Annotated in this window: 17 protein-coding genes; 10 read left to right on the top strand and 7 right to left on the bottom strand. The window is 71.1% G+C overall.

Annotated elements, in window-relative coordinates:
- Positions 1 to 702: 702 nt before the first annotated feature.
- On the bottom strand, positions 703 to 1140 hold the full coding sequence (locus FM112_RS16170; protein WP_087009479.1) for a hypothetical protein: 438 nt from the start codon (positions 1138 to 1140) through the stop codon (positions 703 to 705).
- Between the two features lie 457 nt (positions 1141 to 1597).
- Positions 1598 to 3268, bottom strand: a complete 1671-nt coding sequence (locus tag FM112_RS16165) for an alkaline phosphatase (protein ID WP_087009478.1) — start codon at positions 3266 to 3268, stop codon at positions 1598 to 1600.
- A 199-nt stretch (positions 3269 to 3467) separates the two neighbouring features.
- Here FM112_RS16165 and FM112_RS16160 point away from each other — a divergent pair, with 199 nt between their 5' ends.
- The 4 genes from FM112_RS16160 (at position 3468) to FM112_RS16145 (ending at position 8626) form a co-directional block, all read left to right on the top strand.
- Positions 3468 to 3887, top strand: a complete 420-nt coding sequence (locus tag FM112_RS16160; RefSeq protein WP_087009477.1) for a DUF3054 domain-containing protein — start codon at positions 3468 to 3470, stop codon at positions 3885 to 3887.
- 197 nt (positions 3888 to 4084) lie between these two features.
- Positions 4085 to 5032, top strand: coding sequence for a Bax inhibitor-1/YccA family protein (locus FM112_RS16155; RefSeq protein WP_087009476.1), 948 nt, complete (start codon positions 4085 to 4087; stop codon positions 5030 to 5032).
- 101 nt (positions 5033 to 5133) lie between these two features.
- A complete protein-coding gene (locus FM112_RS16150; RefSeq protein WP_087009475.1) occupies positions 5134 to 6045 on the top strand; it encodes a glycerophosphodiester phosphodiesterase family protein in 912 nt (303 codons plus the stop codon).
- 178 nt (positions 6046 to 6223) lie between these two features.
- Entirely contained in the window at positions 6224 to 8626 is a 2403-nt protein-coding gene (locus FM112_RS16145) for an ATP-dependent helicase (protein WP_087009474.1), read from the top strand.
- Here FM112_RS16145 and FM112_RS16140 read toward each other — a convergent pair.
- The 3 genes from FM112_RS16140 to FM112_RS16130 are packed head-to-tail and all read right to left on the bottom strand — an operon-like array spanning position 8623 to position 11716.
- Positions 8623 to 9855: an ABC transporter permease gene (locus FM112_RS16140; protein WP_087009473.1), complete on the bottom strand. Its 1233-nt coding sequence runs from the start codon at positions 9853 to 9855 to the stop codon at positions 8623 to 8625. The two genes, FM112_RS16145 and FM112_RS16140, sit on opposite strands and share 4 nt — an antisense overlap.
- The gene (locus FM112_RS16135; RefSeq protein ID WP_087009472.1) at positions 9852 to 10619 is read right to left on the bottom strand and encodes an ABC transporter ATP-binding protein; all 768 of its coding nucleotides are present in this window, start codon (positions 10617 to 10619) and stop codon (positions 9852 to 9854) included. The genes FM112_RS16140 and FM112_RS16135 overlap by 4 nt, the downstream gene beginning before the upstream one ends.
- Entirely contained in the window at positions 10616 to 11716 is a 1101-nt protein-coding gene (locus tag FM112_RS16130) for an efflux RND transporter periplasmic adaptor subunit (protein WP_087009471.1), read from the bottom strand. The genes FM112_RS16135 and FM112_RS16130 overlap by 4 nt, the downstream gene beginning before the upstream one ends.
- 222 nt (positions 11717 to 11938) lie before the next feature.
- Here FM112_RS16130 and sucC point away from each other — a divergent pair, with 222 nt between their 5' ends.
- From sucC to FM112_RS16100, 6 genes are all read left to right on the top strand, one after another.
- Positions 11939 to 13105: an ADP-forming succinate--CoA ligase subunit beta gene (gene sucC, locus FM112_RS16125; protein ID WP_087009470.1), complete on the top strand. Its 1167-nt coding sequence runs from the start codon at positions 11939 to 11941 to the stop codon at positions 13103 to 13105.
- Between the two features lie 33 nt (positions 13106 to 13138).
- A complete protein-coding gene (gene sucD / locus FM112_RS16120) occupies positions 13139 to 14023 on the top strand; it encodes a succinate--CoA ligase subunit alpha (RefSeq protein ID WP_087009469.1) in 885 nt (294 codons plus the stop codon).
- Between the two features lie 149 nt (positions 14024 to 14172).
- Positions 14173 to 15942: a DUF6350 family protein gene (locus tag FM112_RS16115; protein WP_087009468.1), complete on the top strand. Its 1770-nt coding sequence runs from the start codon at positions 14173 to 14175 to the stop codon at positions 15940 to 15942.
- 24 nt (positions 15943 to 15966) lie between these two features.
- Positions 15967 to 16572, top strand: a complete 606-nt coding sequence (purN, locus tag FM112_RS16110; protein WP_087009511.1) for a phosphoribosylglycinamide formyltransferase — start codon at positions 15967 to 15969, stop codon at positions 16570 to 16572.
- Complete coding sequence (gene purH / locus FM112_RS16105; RefSeq protein WP_087009467.1) at positions 16569 to 18215, top strand: bifunctional phosphoribosylaminoimidazolecarboxamide formyltransferase/IMP cyclohydrolase; 1647 nt, start codon at positions 16569 to 16571, stop codon at positions 18213 to 18215. The genes purN and purH overlap by 4 nt, the downstream gene beginning before the upstream one ends.
- A 49-nt stretch (positions 18216 to 18264) precedes the next feature.
- Positions 18265 to 19503 carry a hypothetical protein gene (locus FM112_RS16100; protein WP_140400735.1) on the top strand — a complete coding sequence of 413 codons (1239 nt, stop codon included), beginning with the start codon at positions 18265 to 18267 and terminating at the stop codon, positions 19501 to 19503.
- A 257-nt stretch (positions 19504 to 19760) separates the two neighbouring features.
- On the opposite strand, the gene FM112_RS16095 is transcribed toward FM112_RS16100, so the two are convergent.
- Both FM112_RS16095 and FM112_RS16090 read right to left on the bottom strand, forming a co-directional pair.
- A complete protein-coding gene (locus tag FM112_RS16095; protein ID WP_217874645.1) occupies positions 19761 to 20375 on the bottom strand; it encodes a trimeric intracellular cation channel family protein in 615 nt (204 codons plus the stop codon).
- Positions 20376 to 20380: 5 nt separating this feature from the next.
- Positions 20381 to 20833 carry a GNAT family N-acetyltransferase gene (locus tag FM112_RS16090; protein WP_087009465.1) on the bottom strand — a complete coding sequence of 151 codons (453 nt, stop codon included), beginning with the start codon at positions 20831 to 20833 and terminating at the stop codon, positions 20381 to 20383.
- Between the last annotated feature and the right edge of the window lie 147 nt (positions 20834 to 20980).

Here is a 20980-nt window from a genome sequence, read left to right as displayed (position 1 = left end):
CCGTGCGCCTGGCCGAGGGTGGTTGATATGCGCGTGGCGGGGCTATTCGGCTATTGGTCGTGCCGGGGCGCCGGGGTTGCTGCGGGCCGGTTGTGCGTGGGGTGGTCTACCTGGTTGGGGCGTATGGCCGGGCGGTGGCGGATATCTGGCCGGCGCGGCTATTCGTCGCGCTGGGGGTCGGTGCCGGTCTGGGGCTGGTGCTGGTGCCGGTCTGGTGCTAGTGCTGGTGCTGGTCGCTTGTGCCCGGTTGCGTGGCCTACCCGGTTGGGGCGTATGGCCGGGTGGCGGTGGATATGCGCGTGGCGCGGCTATCCGTCGCCCTGGGGGTCGGTGCAGGTCTGGGGCCGGTGCTGGCGGGGTGCGCCCGGTGGAGTGGCCCTACCCGGTTGGGGTGTATGGCCGGGCGGCGGCGGATATGCGGTCGGCGGCGCTATTCGTCGTACTGGGGTCGGCGCGGGGTTGGGGTCGGTGCTGGTCGGTTGTGCCCGGTGGTGTGGTCTACCCGGTTGGGGCGTATGGCCGGGTGGCGGTGGATATGCGTGTGGCGCGGCTATGCGTCGCACTGGGGTCGTGGGGTCGCTGCAGGCCGGTTGTGCCTGGTGATGTGGTCTACCCGGTTGGGCTGTATGGTCGGGCGGTGGTGGATATGCGGACGGCGGCGCTATTCGTCGCATCGCGTCGGGCACGCCGGCCTCGACAGACTTAGGACTCCGGTCGGTGTTTTGCGCGGGTGATGGCCAGCAGCCACGCCTCGAACGCGACGCGTTCGGCCAGCACATCGCCTCGTGCATACCAGTCGTCGAGGCGCGGCCCGGGCGGGAAATCGGCGCCGGTGCCGATCATGAGCTTGTGCTCGTGCTTCCAATCCCCGAGATCGCGGCTCAGGGATTCGCTCAAGCCGTACTCTTCGGGCCCGACCGGGCCGCCGAAGTCCCGGCTCGCCTGTGAGATGGGCGAGGCCGGGGCATTCTCCCAGAGCGGCCACTCGTTGCCGACAGCGGCGTAGAACTTCAGCGTGGGCAGTTCGCCGGCGTCCGCGCTCCGCGTCCGGAGAAGCACCGTCTCATCGTCGAGATGGGCGGGAACCCAATGCTCCACCTGGGTATCGGGGCTGACCCAGAGCCGCCAGTCGCAGTGCACATGCACTCCTTTCCTCGAGACGCACGGTTCCCATCCTCGCCCGAACCAGGACGATGAGTCGAGCGGCTGCGGATATATGTGCGATGGCGCTATTCGACGCTGTTCGGCTGTTGCACGGTGGATGAGTCCCGCAGTGAGGGAGGAATGGTCTGGCCGGCTTGGGGTGTATGGCCGGGCGGTGGCGGATGCATGGACGGCGCGGCTATTCGTCGCATTGGGGTCGGTGCTGGTCGGTTGTGCCCGATGGCGTGGTCTACCCGGATGGGATGTATGGCCGGGCGGCGGCGGATATCTGGTCGGCGCGGCTATCCGTCGCAGCGGGGAGAGGACGGGAGGAGCGCGCCGAGGAAGGCGCAGGCCGGAGGGGCGCAGTATCCGAGCCTGCACGGGCGGCGCGGAAAGCGAGGAGGCCCCCGACGCGGCGTCGGGGGCCTCCTGCCTGCCAGGATGCGGACCGCTACTCGGACTCGATCCCGCGGCGGGCCTTCATCGCGATGGCGGCGCCGATGAGCAGCAGCACGGCTGCGGCGATACCGAGGGGCAGCAGGCCCTCGGCACCGGTCTTGGCGAGGTCGCCGCCCTTGTCGCCGGCCTCGTTGCCCTTGCCGTCGGCGGAACCGGTGCCCTCGGCGGAGCCGTTGCCCTCAGCCTCGTCCGAGTCGTCCTCGGTGGGCGTCGGCTCGGTCGAGTCCGTCGGCTCCGGGTCGGCCGAATCGGTCGGCTCCGGGGCCGCGTCATCGGTCGGCTCGGGCTCCGTGGGCTCGGGCTCGCTGTCGTCGACCACCCATGCCTCGTTCAGCAGCCACTGCGCCGGTTCGACGTTGTCGAGGTAGTGGCCGCGGAGAAGGTCGCGCTGGTCGGCGAGCTCGTTGAGCTGCTCGGAACCGGGGCCCTTGAAGAAGAGCGGCACGAGCATGTTGGTGTGGTCGGGGCTGTTCCAGCTGTGCTCGGGGAACTGCACATCTCCGTCGGTGGGGATGATGGGGCTGAAGTCGCCTTCGGTCGGTCCATAGAGGTAGCCGGTCTCGTGGTCGGCCGTCACCATGACGAGGGTCTCATCCCAGCTCGAGTTGGTCTCGACCCAGTCGACGACGGAGTTGACCGCCTCGTCGAAGTCGCGGACCTCTTCGAGGTTGCGGTCCGACTCGTTGGCGTGCCCCGTCCAGTCGATGGCGCCTCCCTCGATCATGAGCATGAAGCCGTTCTCGTTCTCATCGAGCACGTTGAGCGCACCCAGCGAGAGCGTCGAGAGGTCCGGTACGTCGTTGAAATCCGCGCCCTCGCTGCGGGCCTGCTGCAGCGTGGTGGCGACCTGCGGGGTGCCGAAGACCTGGTCGGGGGTGTCACCGGTGGTGAGCGCCTCGAAGTCCTCGTTGGTCTCGATGAAGGTGCGGTCGGTCTCGCCGCCCGAGACGGCGTTCCAGTCCTCTTCCGAGATGTAGGTGAAGTCGCCCTGCTCCTGCGGTTCGTTGTCGTCCGTGTAGTAGGGGTGGGCGGTGCCGATGACCACGTCGAGGTCGCCGTAGATCTGCTGGTTGGCGATGTCGTGGTAGTCGTTCCGGCTCTCGGCGTGGCTCGAGTATGCCGCCGGGGTGGCGTGCGAGTACGGGACGGAGGAGACGACGCCGGCGCCCTTGTCGAGTTCGAGCGCGCGCTCGGAGAGGTTCTCGACAACGTTGCCGTCGTAGTCGACGCCGAGGCCCGCGTTGTAGGTCTTGTGGCCGGTGGCCATGGCGGTGCCCGCCGCGGCGGAGTCGGTGGGGCTGTTCTTGTTCCACTCGAAGTCGGTCCACGACTGCTGCGGGTCGTAGACGGGGCCGTCGTGCCAGTGCGTCGACATGCCCACGTGATCCCAGGCCTGCCACCCCTCGGGGGCAGTGTTCTGACCCGCGGGAATCACCTTGTTGTCGCCGCCGCGCTGCACCTGCCAGTGCGTCTCGCCGGTGTCCTTCGCGTTCATGAAGTCGATGTGGTTGTAGCCCATGCCGTCGCCGATGAGGACGATGACGTTCTTGGGCGAGACATCCGCATCGGCCATAGCCGGGGCGGCGAATGCCGTGCCCGCGCCGGCGAGCGCGACCGTCAGGCCGCCCGCGACGAGGGGCTTCGAAAACTTGCCAAGCTTCAAGGCGAGTCCCTTCAGAGTGATCAATGTGTTAGCCAGCGGCGGCAGCGTATGGGCGGGATGTAGCGCTCGGGTAAATCAACGTGGACATGCGGTGAACGCACGGCGACAACTCCGTTCATATTTCGAGACTCGGTCGCTGAAACTCCGTCGGGCAACCGGGGGCATGAGCCATCCGTCGCGGGCGCGGTACCGTGGGGGCATGCAGAACCTCCGCGGCGCCTACACCCGTTCCCCGCTCTTCCAGTTCCTCCTGGACGTGGTACTCGTGCTGGTGTTCGCGGCCTCGGGCCGCGCGAGCCACGAGAGCGGGCTCGGCGTGCTCGACGTCCTCGGCACGGCAGCGCCCTTCCTCGCCGCCCTGCTCATCGGGTGGCTCATCGTCAAGCTCACCGGCCGGCGCGGCTCCGCGGCATGGCCGGCGGGCGTGCTGCTCTACGCGGTGACGCTCACGAGCGGCCTGGCCCTGCGCATCCTCTTCGGCGCCACCGCGGCGCTGCCCTTCGTGCTCGTCACCGCCGGCGTGCTCGCGGTCTTCCTGCTGCTGCCGCGACTGCTGCTGCACTCCCGCAAGGCTGCGGCGGAGGCGGAGCCGTCGGAATCCGAGGCGGCCGGCGCGTAGTCTGCGCTTGCGGCCTTGCGGCAGGCGCGTGCGCATCCGTCCCACGGCCTCCGTCCGGGGGAGGAGATCCGCGACGGATTCGGGAATGCCGGGTGAGTTCCCGGCGTTACTTCCATAGAATTGATCGCATCGGTGCCTTACACCTTGGCCCGCCACCGTCATTGAGACCACGGACACGGAACGAATCGGAGACCCACATGGCGAGCTCTGCGCTCCAGCGCAACCCCTATTTCAACGGCCAGGCCGCTCAGCAGCGGCAGCCGGCCGCCGCGAGCCCCTACGGCGCGCCCACCAACCAGTACGGTCAGCAGTTCGGCCAGCCCCAGTTCGATCAGCCCGGGAACGGTCAGGCGCAGCAGCAGTACGGGTACGGCCAGCCGCAGTACCAGCAGCAGCCCTCTCCGCAGGGGCTCGACCACCAGTACAACCTGCCCTCGCCCTCGGCCGACCAGATGGGCCGGATGACGATCGAGGATACGATCGGCAAGGGCGCGCTGCTCTTCGGCCTGCTCTTCGTCACGGCGGCGGTCGCCTGGTTCTCCGGCCCGAGCGTCGGGATGATGCTCGGGTTCGCGGGCGCGATCGCCGGCCTCGTGCTCGGCATCGTCCTCGCGTTCAAGAAGGAGCCCAGCGTCCCGCTCATCGTGGCCTTCACGCTCGCGGAGGGCCTGCTCGTCGGCGGCCTCTCGGTGATGCTCGAGCAGGGGCTCGGGCTCAACGGCATCGCGATGCAGGCCGCATTGGGCACGCTCATCGTCGTGGGCGTCACGCTCGCGCTCTTCCGCGTGGGCAAGGTGCGCACGACCCCGAAGCTCACGAAGTTCTTCCTCGTGGCGGGGCTGTCGTACCTGGCGTTCTCGATCGTGAACGTCATCCTCGGCGTCACCGGCATCAACACCGACCCGTGGGGCCTGCGCACCGGCGTCGAGATCTTCGGCATCCCGCTCGGCGTGCTCCTCGGCGTCTTCGCCGTCGTGATGGGCGCCTACATGCTCATCGGCGACTTCGAGTACATCGAGAACGGCGTCCGCTCGGGGGCTCCCCGCAAGTACGGCTGGATCGGCGCCTACGCGGTCGTCGCGACCGTGGTGTTCATCTACGTCGAGCTCCTGCGCCTGATCGCGATCCTGCGCGGCAGCGACTAGACCGCGCAGCACCGTTCGGGCGGGGCCTCCTCCGGGAGGCCCCGCCCTTCGGTTTCCCGGGCGTTCATCGATGATTCGTCCGGGCCGGTCAGAATGGGGCGATGCAGCCGCTCGTGATCGCCCACCGCGGTGCGCCCTGCGAGCGCCCCGAGCACACCGGATCGAGCTATCGGATCGCCATCCGTCGAGGCGCCGATCTCGTCGAACCGGACGTCGTGCCCACGCGCGACGGCGTGCTGCTCGTCCGCCACGAGCCGGGCCTCGCGTCCACGACGGATATCGCGCTGCGTCCGCGGTTCGCCGACCGCCGCCGCTCCGATGCCTCGGGAGCGTCGGAGTGGTTCGCCGAGGACTTCGATTGGGAGGAGCTGCGCGACCTGCGCGCGGTCGAGCGCTTGCCCGAGCTGCGGCCCCGCTCGGCGGCGCACTCGGGAGCGGAGCCGCCGCTCCGGCTCCGCGAGCTGGTGCGCATCGTGACGGCGGAGGCAGAGGCTCGCGTCCGCCGCTGCGGGATCGTGGTCGAGCTCAAGCACGATGCGCGGTCGCTCGCGCTCGGCTTCGACTATGCCGAACTGCTCGTCCGCGAGCTCGAGGGGCTGGCGGGTCTCGACGCGCTGCGCGACTTGCGGGTCGAGAGCTTCGAGGAGGCGGCGCTCGACCGCCTGCGCGGGGCGGGATGCGGTGCCGCGCGCATCCTCCTCATCGAGACGGACGCCGCCCGGCGGCCGGAGGAGGCGGGCGAGCGGTGGCTGACGCCGGACGGCCTCGACGAGGCGGCGCGGCGATTCGACGGCATCTCGCTGCGCGCATCCCTGCTCGGCGTCGACACCGGGCACCCGGAGCAGGGCCGCGGGCTCGTCGCCGCGGCGCACGCCCGCGGTCTCGAGGTGCTCGCCTACACCTTCCGCACCGAGGACGAGTTCCTGCCGGAGCGCTTCCGGGGCAGGCCGGCCGAGTACCGCGCGGCGCTGCTCGGCACCGGCATCGACGGCCTGTTCACCGACGAGGTGTGAGGCCCGGCTGCCGTTCCGGATGCGAATAGCGCGCAGGATCCGTATATCCCGATGTGCGGGCCATACGCATCAGGAACGGCAGGCCGGCGGGAGACCGCCACGGCCGAACCGGGGGAGGTGCGGCGGAAGCCGGGACTCGCGCCCCGATGTCGGCACCCCGGCCTAGGATGGACTGGTCATGACGTTTCTGCCGCACACCGCCATTCCCGAAGACCTCGTCGAGGGGCTCAACCCGCCCCAGCGCGCCGCCGTCGAGTACCGCGGCGACGCGCTGCTCATCATCGCCGGCGCCGGCTCGGGCAAGACCAGGGTGCTGACCCACCGCATCGCCTCCCTCATCGCCACCCGTGAGGCCTGGCCCAGCCAGATCCTCGCGATCACCTTCACGAACAAGGCCGCGGCCGAGATGCGCGAGCGCGTCGGCCACCTGCTCGGCGAGGCGGTCGAGGGCATGTGGATCTCGACCTTCCACTCGGCCTGCGTGCGCATCCTCCGCCGCGAGGCCGAGAAGTTCGGCTACACGCAGGGCTTCACGATCTACGACTCCGCCGACTCGAAGGCGCTGCTCAAGCGCATCGTCAAGGCGCTCGAGGCGGAGTCGATGGGCGTGACGGTCTCGAACGCGCAGAACAAGATCTCGACCCTCAAGAACGAGCTCGTCGACCCGGACGGCTACGCCCGGCAGATCGACGGCTCGAACCCGCGGGACCAGCTCATCCTCGAGATCTACCGGCAGTACCAGCGGCAGCTCGAGCGCAACAAGGCGTTCGACTTCGACGACCTCATCAGCCAGACGGTGTGGCTGTTCCGCGCCTACCCCGAGATCGCGGCGCTGTACCAGCGCCGCTTCCGGCACGTGCTCGTCGACGAGTACCAGGACACGAACCACGCGCAGTACGCGCTCATCCGCGAGCTCACCCGCCGTGCCGAGCCGCAGCACGTGCCCGCCGACACCCGCATCGCGCTCGACGCCGACGGCTCCATCCCGCCGGCATCGCTCACGGTGGTGGGCGACTCGGACCAGTCGATCTACGCCTTCCGCGGGGCGGACATCCGCAACATCACGGAGTTCGAGCGCGACTTCCCGGGCGCCGAGACCATCCTGCTCGAGCAGAACTACCGCTCGACCCAGCACATCCTCGACGCGGCGAACGCCGTCATCGGCAACAACTTCGACCGCCGCCCCAAGAACCTGTGGACCGCGGCCGGCGAGGGCTCGAAGATCATCGGCTACACCGGCTACTCCGCCCACGACGAGGCGCAGTTCGTGGCGGACGAGATCCACAAGCTCCACGACTCGGGCACGAACTTCAACGACGTCGCCGTGTTCTACCGCACGAACGCGCAGACCCGAACGCTGGAGGAGATCCTCATCCGCGCGGCGGTGCCCTACCGGCTCATCGGCGGCACGAAGTTCTACGAGCGCGCCGAGGTGAAGGACATCGTGGCGTACCTCATGTGCATCGCGAACCCCGCGGACGAGCTCTCGGTGCGCCGCATCATCAACTCGCCCAAGCGCGCGATCGGCCCCGCCACCGAGACGGCGATCTCGAACTTCGCGGGCGACCAGGACATCACCTTCCGCGAGGCGATGGCCCGCGCGGAGGAGCTCGGGCTGGGCCCCAAGGTGACGAACTCGATCCTCGAGCTCGAGGGCGCCCTGCAGGAGGCCGAGCAGTCGATCGACCCGAACCGGCCCGCCGGGCCGGTGACCGTGGCGGCCATGCTGGAGACGCTCATCGAGCGCACTGAGTACACCGAGAAGCTGCGCGCCACGAAGAACCCGCAGGACGACGCCCGCGCCGAGAACGTCGAGGAGCTCGTCAACGTCGCCAAGGAGTTCGACAAGCAGAACCCCGACGGCACGCTCGTCGACTTCCTCACCGAGGTCGCGCTCGTCGCGGCGGCGGACGAGCTGGACGACGAGTCCGGCGCGGTCTCGCTCATGACGCTCCACACCGCCAAGGGCCTCGAGTACGACGCGGTGTTCATCACCGGCGTCGAGGAGGAGCTGCTTCCGCACCGCATGAGCGCGGATGAGCCGGGCGGCCTCGCCGAGGAGCGGCGGCTGTTCTACGTGGGCATCACGCGCGCCCGCAAGGTCCTGCACATCTCGCTCGCGATGTCGCGCACCACCTTCGGCGAGTCCTCCGTGGCGATGCCGAGCCGGTTCCTGCAGGAGATCCCCGAGCAGCTGATCGAGTGGCGCCAGTCGCCGGGCATGGCCACCTCGCGCGGCGGCGAGCGGCCGCGCGCGCTCAACGCCACCGGGTTCGGCGGCGGCCGCCGGGCGGTGGGGTCGCGGATGTACGGCGACATGCCGGAGGGGCGGGGGCTCACGAGCGAGTTCAAGCCCACGCGCGGCAACCGCACCTTCGACAACCAGGTGACCGGGCAGATGCGCGACAACGCCGATCTCGAACTGGAGCAGGGCGACCGCGTCAAGCACACCGACTTCGGCGAGGGCACGGTGCGCTCGGTGCGCGGGCTCAGGGCGAAGCGCGTCGCCGAGGTCGAGTTCGACGAGGCGGGCACCAAGAAGCTGCTCATCAAGGTGGCGCCGCTCGAGAAGCTCTCCTAGCCGCGGATCGCGTCCACGATCTGCACCCGCGTCGCCCGGAACGCGGGCAGGGCGCCCGCGAGGGCCCCGACGAGCGTGGACGCGCCGAGGCCGATGAGCGCGGCCTCGAGCGGGAACGGGCTGGGCTCGTACACGCCGATCGACTTCAGCCAGTCCTGGGTGAGCGGATTCTGCACCGCGAGCACGGTCAGCGCCACGCCGACCAGGCCGGCCACGAAGGTCGCGACCACCGACTCGAGCAGCACGCCGAGGAAGATGCGGCCCGAGGTGGCCCCGTAGCTGCGCCGGATGCCGATCTCGCGCACCCGGTGCTGCATGGTCACGAGGTTGATGTTCACGAGCCCGAGGGCGCCGAGCAGGAACATCCCGCCGGCGGCCGCCGCCACGGCCCACTGCACGACCTCGAGCTGCGCCGCGCCCTCCTTCGCCCAGTCGTCCCGGCTCGCGAACATGTCCATCGACTGCCCGAGCTGGTCCGAGAGCGACATCGCGAACTCGTCCGCGATGTCCTCGGGCACCCACATCGACAGCTGCAGCTCGGGCGGCGAATCCTGCGGCAGCACGAGATCCCGCTGCGAGAACAGCGCGTAGGCCGAGGCCGCATCCCATTCGCTCGAGACGGCCGAGACGCCCACGATCACGGCCTGCTGCAGGTGGTCGCCGAGCATGAGCGTCAGCTGCGGATCGGTGCGCAGATCCGGCGTGCCGAGCTGCTCCCAGAGCTTCTCGTTGACGACCACCGCGGGGGCGAGCCGGTCGGCGTCCTCCTCGACGAGGAACCGCCCCTCGACGATGGGCACGCGGAAGAGCGCCTCGTACTCGGGCTCCACCGCGCTCAGTCCGAACTGCAGCCGGTTCGCCGGGGTGAGCGCCGTGCCGCCGCCGGAGGCGATGAGCGTCGAGTGCTCCACCCCGTAGTCCTGCGGCAGGCGCTCGAGCACCGTCATCTGCGCGTCGTTCGCCTCCCCGGAGGGGCGCACCGAGACCGTCGCGGTGCGGCCCGACTGCCGCTCGCCGGTCTCGATCATCATGTCGCGCATGATCGTGCCCGCCCCGACCGCGCCGGTGAGGCCGACGACCGCGGCCGTGATGCCCACGAGCGCGAGCAGGATGCGCACGCGGTTGACCTTGAGCTCGTCCCAGGCGTCCACGAGCATCGCGGCGAGGGAGGTCGCGCGCGTGCCCGGCTCCCGCGGGCCGCGGCGCGGGCGCTCGGCGCGATGGCTCACGCCTCGGCCTCCGCCCTGCTCAGCGCATCCTCGCGGAGCGCCAGCTCGGCCTCCTCGATCGTGCGCTCGTGCAGCACGCCGTCCTGCAGCAGCAGGACGCGGTCGGCGGTGGCCGCGACGAAGAGGTCGTGCGTGATGGTCACGAGCGCCGCGCCCGTCTCCTGGCTCATGCGGCCGAGCAGACGCATGACGCGCTGACCGGTGCCGACGTCGAGCGCGCCCGTGGGCTCGTCGGCGAGGATGAGCGCGGGGCGCCGCACGAGCGCCCGGGCGATGGCCACCCGCTGCTGCTCGCCGCCCGAGAGCTGCCGGGGGAGCTGGTCGGCTCGATCGCCGAGCCCGACCTCCTCGAGCATCGCGCTCGCGAGGCGGTCGCGCCGCCAGAACTGCTTGGGCGCGCCGTAGAGCAGCGGCATCACGACGTTCGCGTGCGCCGTGCGGTTCTCGAGCAGGTTGAACTGCTGGAACACGAAGCCCACCGAGCGTCCGCGGAGCCGGGCGAGGGCGCCGGCGCCGAGGCTCGAGGCGTCCGCGCCGCGGAAGCTGATCGACCCCTCCGTCGGCCGGTCGATGAGCCCGAGGATGTTCAGCAGCGTCGTCTTGCCCGCCCCGGAGCGGCCGAGGATGGCGACCCGCTCGCCCGGTCCCACGCGCAGGTCCACGCCGCGGAGGATGCGCAGGGTGTCGCCGTCCGGCAGCGCGATCTCGCGGGTGACGCCCCGGACGTCGAGCACCGCGGCGCCGGGAGCGCCGAGGCCTGTCATCCGAAGTCCTCCTCGTAGTAGGCGAACTCGTCGTAGACGGGCACCTCGGCGGGCACGTACTCGAGCACGGTCTGGCCCTCCTCGAGCCCCGAGACCACCTCGACGAAGAGGCCGTCGGTGAGTCCGAGCTCCACCGCCACCTCGAGGGGCTCGCCGCCGTCCTCGGCGGGCACGTAGACGACGCCCGTGGCGTAGTCGCCCCGCACCGCGGTGACGGGCACGACGAGCACGTCCTCGGACATCCCGGCCGTCACCTCGACCTCGGCGGTGAGCCCCGCGAACACGCGCTCGTCCTCGGGCACCGCGCAGCGGATCTGGCCGGTCACCGTCGAGGAGCCCGTATCGCCGCCCTGCGCGTACGGGTCGGCGTACGGATCCATGTACGGGTCGGCATACGGGTCGGCGGGCGCGTTCTGCTGCGGCGCCGCCGGGTCCTGGTCCTCGGGCGCGCCGATCTCGAGGCTCGTGCACTCGAACGGCGCGGGGCCGCCCGAGATGGCGACCGTCGCGGTCGCCGGCTCGTCGAGCATCCGGTACTGCATCGCCGCCGTGAGGTCGGCGACCACGGTGAACGTGCCGGGGCCGATCTGGCCGACCTCCTCGCCGACCGAGACCGTCATCTTCGGCAGGGGCGAGAAGCCGCTGACGATCCCGCTCGCGGGCGCGGTGACGGCGTAGTACTGGTAGATCGGCTCCGGCTCCGAGTACTCCGGCTCGACGCCCTCCTCCGGGTCGCCCGGCGTCAGCTCCACGGGCTCGGTCTGGCCGATCTCCTCCCGCACCTCGAACAGGGTGTCGCCCCGCTGCACCGTGGCGCCGTCCGCGACGTAGACCTCGGTGACGGCGCCCTGCTCGGTCGCGCGGATGGGCACGCCCGGGTCGGCGGTGACCGCGCCGGAGACCGGGAAGGAGTTGACCACGGTCGATCGCTCCACGGTCACGACCGGCGCCTCGAGGGAACCCGAGGGCTCGAGCGCCTCGCCCTCGCGGGCGTTGAAGAAGGCGAGCTTCACGAGCGCCGCGGCGATCACGGCGGCGACGAGGAACCAGCAGGCTCGGCCGATGGATGTGCGGATGGAGCTGCCGGAAGATGTCACCGGAGCGACATTACTCGGTCGGCGTGCAAAAAGACATCGTCGGCCCGCGCCGCGTCCAGCCCGCGGCGCGCCGCCCTGGAGTAGTGTGGTATTTCGGATGTGCCGAGCATCGGCCCGATGAGTTCTCTTCCCGCCGGTCTCGGCTGCTTCCACCTATTTACTCAAGAAATTCGTGCTCAACCGAGCGAGAAACGCGGCGGTTCGCCGTGGATGGGATGAAACGTGGATCTTTTCGAGTACCAGGCGCGCGACCTGTTCGAAGCGCACGGTGTGCCGGTTCTGGCGGGCATCGTGGCCGACACCCCCGAGGAAGTGCGTGCGGCGGCGGAGCGGCTCGGCGGCGTCACCGTCGTCAAGGCGCAGGTGAAGACCGGCGGCCGCGGCAAGGCGGGCGGCGTCAAGGTGGCCAAGAACCCCGATGAGGCGTACGAGGCGGCCAAGAGCATCCTCGGACTCGACATCAAGGGCCACGTCGTCGAGCGCGTCATGGTCGCCGCGGGCGCGAACATCGCCGAGGAGTACTACTTCTCGGTGCTGCTCGACCGCGCGAACCGCAACTACCTGGCCATGTGCTCGGTGGAGGGCGGCATGGAGATCGAGCAGCTCGCCGTCGAGCGCCCGGATGCGCTGGCGCGCGTCGCCGTCGACCCCATCGTCGGCATCGACGAGGCCAAGGCCCGCGAGATCGTCGAGGCCGCGGGCTTCGAGGCCGCGATCGCCGAGAAGGTCGTGCCCGTGCTGCAGAAGCTCTACGAGGTCTACACCGGCGAGGACGCGACCCTCGTCGAGGTCAACCCGCTCGTGCTCACCGGCGAGGGCGACGTCATCGCGCTCGACGGCAAGGTCACCCTCGACGACAACGCCGAGTTCCGCCACGAGGACCACGCCGCGCTGCAGGCCGCCGCGGGCAACCTCGACCCGCTCGAGGTCAAGGCCAAGGAGCACGACCTCAACTACGTCAAGCTCGACGGCCAGGTCGGCATCATCGGCAACGGCGCCGGGCTCGTCATGTCGACGCTCGACGTGGTCGCGGGCGCGGGCGAGCGCCATGGCGGCGTGAAGCCCGCCAACTTCCTCGACATCGGCGGCGGCGCCTCGGCCGAGGTCATGGCCGCGGGCCTCGACGTCATCCTCGGCGACGAGCAGGTCAAGAGCGTGTTCGTGAACGTCTTCGGCGGCATCACCGCGTGCGACGCCGTGGCGAACGGCATCGTCGGCGCGCTCAAGACGCTCGGCGACACGGCCTCCAAGCCGCTCGTCGTCCGTCTCGACGGCAACAACGTGGACGAGGGCCGCAAGATCCTCGCCGACTTCAACCACCCGCTTGTCACCGTCGTGCCGACCATGGACGAGGCCGCTGACAAGGCTGCAGAACTCGCGAACGCCTAAGCGCGCCAGATACGGATAGAGGACTTTAGAACTATGTCGATTTTTCTTGACGAGAACTCCAAGATCATCGTTCAGGGCATCACGGGCTCCGAGGGTTCGAAGCACGCGACCCGCATGCTCGAGGCCGGCGCGAACGTCGTGGGCGGCACCAACCCGCGCAAGGCGGGCCAGACCATCGAGCTCGCGGGCAAGGCGCTGCCGATCTTCGGCTCGGTCGAGGACGCGGTGAAGGAGACCGGCGCGAACGTGTCGGTCATCTTCGTGCCGCCGGCGTTCGCGAAGGGCGCGATCGTCGAGGCCGCCGAGGCGGAGGTGCCGCTCGTGGTCGCGATCACCGAGGGCATCCCGGTCAAGGACGCCGCCGAGGCGTTCGCGCGCGTGCAGGAACTCGGCAAGACCAGGCTCATCGGCCCGAACTGCCCCGGCATCATCACCCCCGAGGTGTCGCTCGCGGGCATCACCCCGGCGACCATCACCGGCTCGGGCCCGATCGGCCTCGTGTCGAAGTCGGGCACGCTCACGTACCAGATGATGTTCGAGCTGCGCGAGATCGGCATCTCGACCGCGATCGGCATCGGCGGCGACCCGGTCATTGGCACCACGCACATCGACGCCCTCGAGGCGTTCGAGGCCGACCCGGAGACCAAGGCGATCGTCATGATCGGCGAGATCGGCGGCGACGCCGAGGAGCGCGCGGCCGAGTTCATCAAGGAGCACGTCTCGAAGCCGGTCGTCGGCTACGTCGCGGGCTTCACCGCCCCCGAGGGCAAGACGATGGGCCACGCGGGCGCGATCGTCACCGGTTCGTCCGGCACCGCCGCGGCGAAGAAGGAGGCGCTCGAGGCCGCCGGCGTGCGCGTCGGCACGACCCCGACCGAGACCGCCAACATCATGAAGGAGATCGTCGCCTCGCTCTAGGCGACGACTTCCGCCGACGGGTTCGGCCGGGGCTTCCGCGCCCGGCCGGGCCCGTCGGCGTTTCCCCACGAGTGTCGTCGGCGACGCGCGGACGACACTCGCCGCGGAGTAGGGGAGACCCAGATCCCTCGACTACCCTCAGGTGCGCCATGACCCGAATCCCCGCTCTGATCGCCGCCCTCGCCGATGCCGCACTCACCGTGGCGATCGGGATCGGGGTGCCGTTGCTGATCGCGGTGACGGGATGGCTCACGACGGGCGCCTTCCAGACCACGCTGTGGGAGGTGCCGCTCACCGCCGCGACCGCGATCTGGGCGCTCGGCCTCGGCGGCGGCGTCGGCTTCACGGTCGAGCCGCTCGCGTTCCCGGCCCTCGGGATCGCCGAGCCCTTCGCCTTCGTCGTATCGGTGGCGCCCCTCGCGTTCGCGGTGTTCATCGGCTGGATGGCGTGGCGGGTCGGCAACCGGCTCAGCGACGAGGACGACCCCTGGGTCGGCGCCGGCGCGAGCACCGTCGTGTTCGCGCTCGCGTCCTGGATCTCGGTGATCATCGCCCCCTCGTACCCCGTGCGCGCCGACGCGGGCGGCGCCGTCCTCGTGGGCTCGCTGCTCTGGCTGGCGCTGCTCCTCATCGGCCTGCGCGTGTGGGAGTACCTCCCATGGCGGGACTGGGCGGGCGACCGCGCCGAGTGGATCGCCGATCGCCTGCGCTCGGGCCTCCGCCTCGCCGGGGGCCTGCTCGCCGGAGTCTGCGCGGCCGCGAGCGTCCTGCTCCTCGTCGGGCTCGTGGCCGGCATGGGACGGGTGGTCGGCCTCATGCAGGCCCTGCAGCTCGACGCCTGGGGCGTCATCGCCCTCGGCCTCGTGCAGCTCGCCTACGTGCCCACGCTCATCGTGTGGTCCGCATCCTGGCTGCTGGGCCCCGGCGTCCAGCTCGGCACGGGATCGGTCGCGGGCCTCGGCGGCGTCGAGGCGGCGCCGATCCCGGTCGTGCCGCTGTTCGGCATCATCCCCGAGACCTCCTCCCCGGTGTGGTGGGCGCTGCTCGCCGTGCCGGTCGCGCTCGCCGCAGTGCTCGCGCTGGGCTTCCGCGCGGAGGCCGAGCAGCAGGATGCGCAGCCCTGGTGGGAGCGCCTGCTCACGCCCGCGCTCGGCGCGGTGATCGCGGGAGGGACGCTCGCGCTCCTCGCGCAGCTCGCCCGCGGCGCGCTCGGCCCCGGCCGGCTCGAGGCGTTCGGCCCGCAGCCGGGCTGGGTGCTCCTCGCCGCCACGGGCCTCTTCTTCCTCGGCGGCGCGGTGGGCGCCTTCCTGCCGCTCGAGCCGGTCAAGGTGCATCTGCCGTTCGGGGATCGCGAGCGGGGGGATGACGACGAGGTCGAGACGGGCGGGCCCTCGCGGGACGAGCGCTCGCGGACCGATGCATCCGCGGAGCACGCGGAGGCCCGTGCGGGCGATCGCGCGGCCGCGCGCGGGCGCGGCGACGGCGCGCGTCGCGGCTACCGGCTCGGGGAGCCGGACGGGGACGCCGAGGCATCCGACTCGGACGCCGATGAGGACGCGCGTCGCGAGGATGCGCATCCCGGCACGGACGCGCACCGGCTCCCCTTCCGCCGCCTCTTCGGGAGGATCGGCGGCGTCCGCTCCGGGGGCGACGGCGAAGACGCGCCGGCCGGCTCCGCGCGCCCGCGTCGAGCCGGATCCGAGGAGGCCCGGGGCCGAGCCGAGTCCGGGGAGGCGGAGGCCCGGGGGCGCGGCGGCGAGGACGCCGAGGCGGAGTCCGACGCCGACGAGCGGCAGGAAGCCCCGCGGCCGGGCGGCATCTGGACCACGCCGAAATCGCGCCCGCGGACGGACCGGGAGCGCCCCGCGGTCGAGGAGCCGGATATCTACGCCGACATCGATCTCGACGAAGAGCGCTGAGCACCGGCACGATAGGATCGCATGGTGCTCAAGCTCGTCGTGCTCATCTCCGGAACGGGGTCGAACCTCCGCTCCCTGCTCGAATCGATCGACGCCAGCCGCGGCACCGACCGGCCGATCGAGGCGGAGGTCGTGGCGATCGGCGCGGACACGCCCGCCGCGAACCTCGAGCTGGCAGCCGAGCGCGGCATCCCGAGCTTCGTGGTGCGGCCGGCCGACTACCCCGATCGCGCGGCCTGGGGCGACGCGCTGCTCGAGCGCGTCCTGGAGTTCGAGCCCGACGCGACCATCCTGAGCGGGTTCATGCGGCTCGTCCCGCCGCGCTTCGTCGAGGCGCTCGCGCCCCGGCTGCTCAACACCCATCCCGCCTACCTGCCCGAGTTTCCCGGCGCGCACGCGGTCCGCGACGCGCTCGCGGCCGGGGCCGACCGCACCGGGGCGACCGTCATGGTCGTCGACAACGGCGTGGACACCGGCCCGATCATCGAGCAGCGCCGGATCCCCATCCTCCCCGGCGACGACGAGGCCGCGCTGCACGAGCGCATCAAGGTCGTCGAGCGGGAACTGCTGACCGACACGGTGCGAGGACTCGCCGAAGGCACCGTCAACCTCAAGGAGATCGCCGAATGAGCGCCCCCAGAATCACCGAAGCCCGTCGCGAGCGCGACCAGGTCGCCATCCGCCGGGCACTGATCTCGGTCTCGGATAAGACCGGGCTCGAGCAGCTCGCGAAGGCGCTCGGCGAGGCCGGCGTCGAGATCGTCTCGACCGGCTCGACCGCGCAGAAGATCAAGGACACCGGCGTCGACGTGGTCGAGGCGGCGGAGGTCACCGGCTTCCCCGAGATCCTCGACGGCCGGGTCAAGACCCTGCACCCCAAGGTGCACGGCGGCCTGCTCGCCGATCTGCGCCTCGCCAGCCACGAGCAGCAGCTCGAGGAGCTGGAGATCAGGCCCTTCGACCTCGTGGTCGTGAACCTCTATCCGTTCGCGGAGACGGTCGCCTCCGGCGCCGAGGCCGAGGACGTAGTCGAGCAGATCGACATCGGCGGCCCCGCCATGGTGCGCGCCTCGGCGAAGAACCACGCGAACGTCGCGATCGTCGTCTCGCCCGAGCGCTACGCCGAGATCATCGACGCCGCCAAGAACGGCGGCACGAGCTTCCAGCAGCGCCGCGAGCTCGCGGCCGCGGCCTTCGCCCACACCGCCGAGTACGACGCGAACGTGTCGAGCTGGTTCGCCGAGCAGCTCGCCGAGGCCGGGGACGACGACGCCGAGCCCGCCGCCGAGGCCCCGGCCGAGGTGGAGTTCCCCGAGGCGCTCGAGATCGCGGCCGAGCGCGAGGCCACCCTGCGCTACGGCGAGAACTCGCATCAGCAGGCGGCGCTCTACCGGGTCGAGGACGGCCGCGGCATCGCGCAGGCGGTGCAGCTGCACGGCAAGGAGATGTCCTACAACAACTACGTGGACGCCGACGCGGCCCTCCGGGCGGCCTACGACTTCGGCGAGCCCGCCGTCGCGATCATCAAGCACGCGAACCCCTGCGGCATCGCCGTGGCGCCCGAGGGGCTCGAGGAGGCGGAGGCGATCGCCGAGGCCCACCGCCGCGCCCACGCCTGCGACCCGCTCTCGGCCTTCGGCGGCGTGGTCGCCGCGAACCGCGAGGTGTCGCTCGAGATGGCGCAGACGCTGAGCGAGATCTTCACCGAGGTCGTGGTGGCCCCCGGCTTCGCCGACGAGGCCGCGGCGCTGCTCGCGAGGAAGAAGAACATCCGCCTGCTCGCCGTGCCCGCCGACTACGCGCGCGCGGACATCGAGCTCCGGCAGATCTCGGGCGGCTTCCTCGCCCAGACCGTCGATCGCTTCCCCGCCGAGGGGCGCATCAGCGATGCGTGGGAGCTCGCGGTCGGCGAGCCCGTGGACGACGCGACGATGCGCGACCTCGAGTTCGCGTGGAAGGCGTGCCGCGCGGTGAAGTCGAACGCGATCCTGCTCGCGAACGAGGGCGCCTCCGTGGGCGTCGGCATGGGGCAGGTCAATCGCGTGGACTCCTGCCACCTGGCCGTCGATCGGGCGGGCGACCGCGCCGCCGGCTCCGTCGCCGCGTCCGACGCGTTCTTCCCCTTCGCCGACGGCCTCGAGGTGCTCACCGCCGCGGACGTCCGCGCGGTCGTGCAGCCCGGCGGATCGATCCGGGACGACGAGGTCAGGGCCGCGGCCGAGAAGGCCGGCATCGCGATGTACTTCACCGGCGAGCGCCACTTCTTCCACTAGGCCGTTCGCCGCAGCGAACCGCAAGCACGTCCAGCAACGAAAGGGCCCCGTGAGCCGACAGCCTTCCAACCCAGCAATCGCGAACCTCAGCACCGCGCTGGCGGCGTCGGGGGTGACGCTGCTGGGCACGCTGTTCTTCACGGCGCAGCGCGACCTCACGTTCGTGCGGGCGCCGGGGGAGACGTTCTCGAACGCGTTCAGCCTGGCGGTGCCCGCCGTGGCCGTGTACCTGCTCGTGCTCTTCGGGCTCGGGTTCGCGGGCGTGCTCCGCCGCTGGTGGACGGCGGCTCTCGCCGGCCTGCTCGCGGCGTTCGTGGGCAGCACCCTCGGCTACGCGCTGCAGGTGATCTCGAACGGCCTCGAGCTCTCGGGGGAGACCTGGGGCATGATCTTCGGCGAGTTCGTCGGGCTCAACGTGCAGTTCTCGGTGGCGGGCGTGCTCGCGGCGGCGCTGCTGTGCCCGCCCGTCTACCGCCGGCTCACCGGCGAGGCCGAGCCGGGCGCCGCGGTGCGATACGTCGAGGGCCCCTCGTCCATCGACGACAGCGGATCGGCGTTCGTGCGCATCCCCTCGACCGCGATGCTCGAGGACATGGACGAGGCGACGCGCGAGACCGCGAATACGCAGTGGGAGGCGATGGTCGCCGCGTTCGAGGAGGCCGAGTGGGGCACGCAGGCCGTGCCCGAGGCGGAGGACGAGCGCCTCGCGGTCTTCGTGGGGGATACCGCGCTCGTGCTCGGCGAGCAGGTCATCCCCGCGCGGCCGAAGCAGGACGCGCGCCGCGGCGAGTTCGGCGACGTCCGCGAGACGCTGGCCGAGGCCGGCGCCGTGTTCGACGAGCTGGAGGCGCCGGCGGTGTTCGACCCAGCCGACGTGGTGGAGGGCATCGGCGTGCTTTATGTGGGCGTCGGCGGCGCCACGAACGCGTCGGCCGTTCGGGGCCTGCGCAGCGCCGTGCGCGATCGTGGCTACGAGGTCGTCGCCGTGCCCGTCGCCGAGGGCGTGCGGCTCTCGGATGCGGCCTCGGTGCTGCCCGACGGCACGAAGCTCGTGTGGGAGCCGGGCATCCGCAATCCGGAGGTCTTCGGCGGTCGCGTCGCCACGGCGGAGCCGAGCGGCGCGGCGGTCGTCGCCCTGGACGAGCAGACCATCGCCGTGCCCGCCTCCGCGCCGAAGACGCGCGCGCTGCTCGGGGAGCTCGGCTACGTCACGGTCGAGCTCGACATCTCGGTCTTCGAGGAGGCCGGCGGCTCGCTCCCGCGCCTGTCGCTGCGCTCCCGCGACTAGGCCCTCGCCGCCTTCGGGACGAATAGCCCGCCGACCCCTGCTCCGGGGTCGCGCGGGCTATTCGTCGCATCGCGGTAGAGGCGGCGATGCGGTGATGGGGGAGCGAGGCGGTGAGGGCGGAGCGCACCGTCGCGGGCCCGGATGCCGAGCAGCCGCGCAGGTCGAACGCCGCACAGGCCGAGCAGCCGCGCACCGAACGCCGCACAGGCAGCCGGGAGCCCCGGACGCGCCGGGCTGGTCCGGGGCGGACGCGCCGATCACGGCCGGCGGGGCCGGGGGAGGTGCCAGCCGCGCATGAAGGAGACCAGCCGCAGCACCACCGCCGCGGTGCCGCCGATCACCGCGGCCCAGAGCTCGTCCATCCCGCAGGCCATGAGTCCCACGGCGGTATTCGCCCCCAGCAGCGCCGAGATGGCGTAGAGCTCGCGCGTGAGCACGCCCGGCACCCGGTTCACCAGCACGTCGCGGATGACCCCGCCGCCGATGGCGGTGATGGTGCCGACGAGCATGCTGGTCAGCGGCGTCTGCCCGGAGGCGTACGCGGCGGCCGCCCCGTGGGCCGAGAAGAGTCCGAGGCCGAACGCGTCGAAGACCACCTCGAAGTATCGGATGCGGGCGAGCCGCGGGTGCACGAAGAAGACGATGAACGAGCCGAGGACGGCGACGGTGAGATTCGGCCAGTGCGTGAACGAGACCGGCGGATGCACTCCGAGCAGGACATCGCGGATGACCCCGCCGCCGATGCCCGTGAACGAGCCGACCACCACGACCCCGAGGATGTCCAGCCTGCGCCGCACGCCCACGAGCGCCCCCGAAATCGCGAACGCCAGTATTCCCGCGAGCTGGAGCCCCTCCGAGAGCAGGGCACTCATCGAGGCTAGAGGGCGCGCTCGCCGATGACCTCGCCGTAGGGCGTCTCGCCCGTGACCGTGAAGCCCATCGCCTCGAAGAACTGGCCCGGGCCGAGCTCGCCCTCTTCCCACACCGCGACCACCGAGTCGAAGCCGCGCTCGCGGGCCTCGTCGAGCACCGCGTCCACGGCGAAGGCGCCGATGCCCTGCCGCTGGCGGTCGGCGTCCACGTTCATCCGCAGGATGGTGGCGCGGTAGAGCGGGTCGTCCGACTCCTCGTTGAACGTGGCCATGATGAAGGCGACCACCTCGTCGTCGAGCACGACGACGCGCGGCCACATGGTGTCCTGATTGACGTACGCCTCGGCGATCGAGTGCGATACGGGCGCGACGAAGGCTTCCTGGCCCGGCTTGAGGGACAGGGCGTTCGCAGCGACGATGTTGTCAGCCGTGAGCGGAGCGATGCGCAGAGGACTCATATGTGCAGGGTACCCCGATGAATCGGGGAGTAGCCTGACTCCTCGAGCCGGCGCCCGGCCTGGCACGGGGCCCGAGAGTCCCGTGCGGCAATAGAATTGCCGGGCAGGTGGTGCAGAGGGTTATGAGCCGAGCAGCGGAGGGTGAAC

Source organism: Gulosibacter sp. 10, from assembly GCF_900163695.1.
Taxonomy (GTDB): Bacteria; Actinomycetota; Actinomycetes; order Actinomycetales; family Microbacteriaceae; genus Gulosibacter.
This window is presented reverse-complemented; position numbering and strand designations above follow the sequence as displayed.